Source organism: Streptomyces sp. NPDC026673 (assembly GCF_040638135.1).
Classification (GTDB): domain Bacteria; phylum Actinomycetota; class Actinomycetes; order Streptomycetales; family Streptomycetaceae; genus Actinacidiphila.
Genome location: NZ_JBEZXR010000170.1, coordinates 1 through 3,385, shown reverse-complemented (window position 1 = coordinate 3,385; position 3,385 = coordinate 1). Strand labels below are relative to the sequence as shown.

At 72.3% G+C, this 3,385-nt stretch carries 4 protein-coding genes and 1 pseudogene; 2 read left to right on the top strand and 3 right to left on the bottom strand.

What is annotated here, in order from left to right; translation table 11 throughout:
* A pseudogene (locus AB0F62_RS42600) lies at nucleotides 1-120 on the top strand (DUF1348 domain-containing protein); the annotation flags it as partial.
* Here AB0F62_RS42600 and AB0F62_RS42595 read toward each other — a convergent pair.
* The 3 genes from AB0F62_RS42595 to AB0F62_RS42585 all read right to left on the bottom strand — a co-directional run bounded on the left by AB0F62_RS42595 (nucleotide 90) and on the right by AB0F62_RS42585 (nucleotide 1,861).
* Nucleotides 90-335 carry a hypothetical protein gene (locus tag AB0F62_RS42595; RefSeq protein WP_361812255.1) on the bottom strand — a complete coding sequence of 82 codons (246 nt, stop codon included), beginning with the start codon at nucleotides 333-335 and terminating at the stop codon, nucleotides 90-92. The pseudogene AB0F62_RS42600 and the gene AB0F62_RS42595 sit on opposite strands and share 31 nt — an antisense overlap.
* A gap of 221 nt (nucleotides 336-556) precedes the next feature.
* A complete protein-coding gene (locus tag AB0F62_RS42590; RefSeq protein ID WP_361812252.1) occupies nucleotides 557-1,111 on the bottom strand; it encodes a DoxX family protein in 555 nt (184 codons plus the stop codon).
* 201 nt (nucleotides 1,112-1,312) lie between these two features.
* Nucleotides 1,313-1,861, bottom strand: coding sequence for a hypothetical protein (locus tag AB0F62_RS42585; protein WP_361812249.1), 549 nt, complete (start codon nucleotides 1,859-1,861; stop codon nucleotides 1,313-1,315).
* Between the two features lie 413 nt (nucleotides 1,862-2,274).
* On the opposite strand from AB0F62_RS42585, the gene AB0F62_RS42580 reads away from it, so the two are divergent.
* Entirely contained in the window at nucleotides 2,275-2,856 is a 582-nt protein-coding gene (locus AB0F62_RS42580; RefSeq protein WP_361812246.1) for an SMI1/KNR4 family protein, read from the top strand.
* Nucleotides 2,857-3,385: the final 529 nt, after the last annotated feature.

Genomic DNA, 3,385 nt, shown 5'->3' with positions numbered 1-3,385 from the left:
ATGCGCGTACGGCTGGCCTGCATCAACGACCTCCCCATCGCCGAGTCGGACCGCGCGTACCACTGGCCGCCGGGGCGGCGGCCCGACGATCACCCAGGTCTGTCCGACCTCGGGTTCTGAGCCGCGCGCGCCTGGCGCCGCAGCTCCACTCGCGCGGCGGGCGAGCGGCCCTGGGCGGTGCGCCAGTACGGGTGCCAGAACAGCCGGCAGGAGAGCCAGAGCAGGCGCCGTCGCAGGATCGCCGCGTGCGCCGGCTCCGCGGCGAGTCGCGCGTAGGTGCGCTGCCATTCGCGCTGCGCCTGCACCAGGTCGGGCGGGAACACGGTGTTGGCCATGCACCGAATTCAATCACATGTTCGATTTTCTCCGCCTGCCCCACCCCGTCACTCGATGGGGTGAGATCGCGGCATCGCCCGCCCGCCGGCAGACCCGTCGGGAGCCGTCCGGCCGGGACGGCGCGACCGGACCGGGCCGACACGGCCGGAACAGCCCGCGACCCCGGGCCACTCCCCCGCGTCCCGGGGCCGTGCGCGTGTGCCGCCGGCGGAGAACCGGCTCAGAGACTCAGGACGATGGCGGCGCCCACGCCGCCCAGCCCCAGCGCGAGAGCGGCTTCGGCCCAGCCACCGCTCCCCCAGCGGAAGAACCGGTCCAGCGCGAGCCTCCCGGGACCGATGGCGGCCACGCCGAGGGCGACGACCGTGATGCCCAGGTTGTACTCGATGCCGCCCTGCTGCTCCCAGAGTCCGTGCGCGCCCGCCACGGTCGCCATGGCGTTGATCATCACGCCGATCAGGGCCGCCGCCGCGAGTGGGGTGAACAGCCCCAGCGCCAGACCCACACCGCCCAGGAACTCGGAGGCCCCGCATATGGCGGCGAAGACCTTCCCGGGCGAGTAGCCCAGCATCTCGAAGCCCTTGGCGGTGCCGGCGAGCCCCTGGCCGTCGAACCACCCGAAGAGCTTCTGGAGCCCGTGCCCCGCCATCACGACACCGAACGTGAGCCGGATCAGCAACAGACCGCAGTCGCCGGCGCTCACCGGCGGCCGCGCCGGGACGGCGGCTTCCGCGGATTGCGGAGGAACGCGCAGTCGCTCAGCTATGTAGTGCATGGGGAACCCTCTTCCGCCGCGTATCGGTGCGGTCACAAGACGTCACACGGAGATCCCTCCTCCCTTTCCAGGAGGTACGCGGCGTCCGAGTGCCGCGTTCAACCACTTTCCTACCTTTTTCGTACCTCTCATCCGGAGATGCCGGAAGGGCCGAGCGGTGCCGGTGACCGCGGGTGACGGACGGGTTCGGGCTGTCGCCGTTCAGGGCCGCAGGCGGGGGGCCTCGTCGTCGGGTTCGTCCGGACTCGCGAAATGGAACGGAACCGAGAGGCGGGCGGCCAGAGCTCCGCCGGCCCTCAGGGCCGCCGCGGCCGCCGGGTGGGACGGGCTCGCGGGCCGCTCCTCGCCCAGGTAGCGCACGGCCGCGCCCCAGTGGATCGTGGCGAGCGCGTGCTCGCCCGCGGGGTCGGTGGTGAGCGCCAGCAGGATCACGAACCAGTCGTGCACGGTGTCGCCGTCCCACACGGCCTCGATCGCGACGATGCGGCCGGGGAGTCCGGCGGCGTAGGCGGACAGCGACTCCAGGTCGAGCGGACTGTCGGGGGTGCGGGCGATCGCGTCGCCTTGGTGGTCGTAACGCTCTCCCACCACCAACTGGGCGTCGCCGAGTCCCATCCCGCGGGCACGGCCGGCCTTGAAGACGACGCGGACCGCCCGCAGGACGGCGTCCTGCAGGACGTACCCGTCGGCCTCTTGGCGGATGCCCGCCGGCAGCAGCGCCCACCACTCGGCCGCGGTTCTTCCGGCCATGACCCGTCTCCTCGCTCCCGGCGGCCCCGTGGTGGGGCCGGGCGGACGCCACGGTACGCACGTCCGGGGCACCGGGACTCCCGCGGGCCGTACGCCGACCGGCCGCGAACCGAACGATGGCGCCGCCCCGCACCACTTGCACGGCCGAGTCCGCAACCCGGCATTCGCGTCCCCACCCGCGCTGCGACCGTAACGGCCACGAATCGATCGGACAGCTGCCGCCCGGCGCTCCGAACACCGCGGCGCAGGGCGGAGGTTCGCGCGTCGCGGCGACTTCCGGACCCGTTCGGCCGGGGCGTGCCCTCGGGCTCCTCGCCGGGCTGCTTGCGTCGTACCGGAGCACTTACGCTTAGGTCACGGACAACCGGGGGTGCCAAATGTGGTCGAGGCGACGCCGGGACAAGGATCCACAGGTGCCCCCGCAAAAGGAGCGGTGGCCGGCCTCATGGGACGACGCCGACGGGCTGACACCGGCGCAGCGGGTCCGCGCCGTCGTCCACGCGATCACCGACGGCACCACGGCCCGCCCCGGCCAACTGCGGGGCCTGCCGGTCGAGATGATCCTGGAGGTCGAACGCGACCAGCGGGCACCGATGGCGGACGCCTACCGGGAGTTCCTCTCCCTGATCGGTGGTGGCGCCGGGCGCTTCATGCAGGGGAGCGACGTCTACCACCCGCAATGCCTCGGCCTGGGGACAGCCGCCCGCGAGCTGCTCGAAGAGAACGACTCGCCCTTCCGCTTCGAGCCCACCGACCGCGTCTTCTTCATGCACCAGGGCTACCAGTTCGAGTTCCTGCGCGGCACCGGTCCCGACCCCGAGGTCTGCTCGTACTCCGAAGGCGTGCACGGGGACATCCCCGCTCGCACCCGCGCCTCCTTCACCGAGTGGCTCCGGGCGGCCGCCGACACGGAGATACCCGTCTGGAAGCACTACGCCGAGACGGTGCGCGAGGAAGTCAACGCCGACGGCACCATTACGGCGTACTGGAACTGAGGGTCGTCACGATCCTGCGTCCTCCGTGCCCGCGGGTGTCGCCGACAGGCACACCGGATCGGCGAGGCACCCGGATCCCACGCGGTCGGCCGGTAGGCCCTCGGCGGGCGGCCGGGGAGGGACGGCGCATGCCTCCCCGTGGTGGCCGCCCCGCCCTTGGCTGTCGAACCGTGGTTCTCCGAATGCGCCCTTCAACGGGGCGCCCCGGACGGCAGACTGCGCGGGGGGCAGGCCGTCCCGAAATCCGGCGACGGAAAGACCGGCCCCGTGCCACGATCGGCCCATGTGGAACGTGACGGAGGTGCACGAACGACTGCGGGCACTGCCCGAAGCCGACCCCGGCCACCGGCGATTCGGTGCGGTACGACACCGCTACCTGCTCGACCCACCGGCCGCGGAATCCAGCGTGGCGCAATTCGAGCGGGAGCACGGCATAAGAGTGCCCGGCAATAGGCGTTACTTGAGCCTCTTGGTGGTGGGGCGGCTGTCCCAACGGTAGAGCGGGGTGGCGCGGCGGATGAGCATCCGG

Excerpts from the sequence above, each read along its gene's own strand:
- AB0F62_RS42585 (WP_361812249.1), bottom strand. The coding sequence starts at position 1,861 with ATGGCCGGAAGAACCGCGGCCGAGTGGTGGGCGCTGCTGCCGGCGGGC.
- AB0F62_RS42590 (WP_361812252.1), bottom strand. The coding sequence starts at position 1,111 with ATGCACTACATAGCTGAGCGACTGCGCGTTCCTCCGCAATCCGCGGAA.
- AB0F62_RS42595 (WP_361812255.1), bottom strand. The coding sequence starts at position 335 with ATGGCCAACACCGTGTTCCCGCCCGACCTGGTGCAGGCGCAGCGCGAA.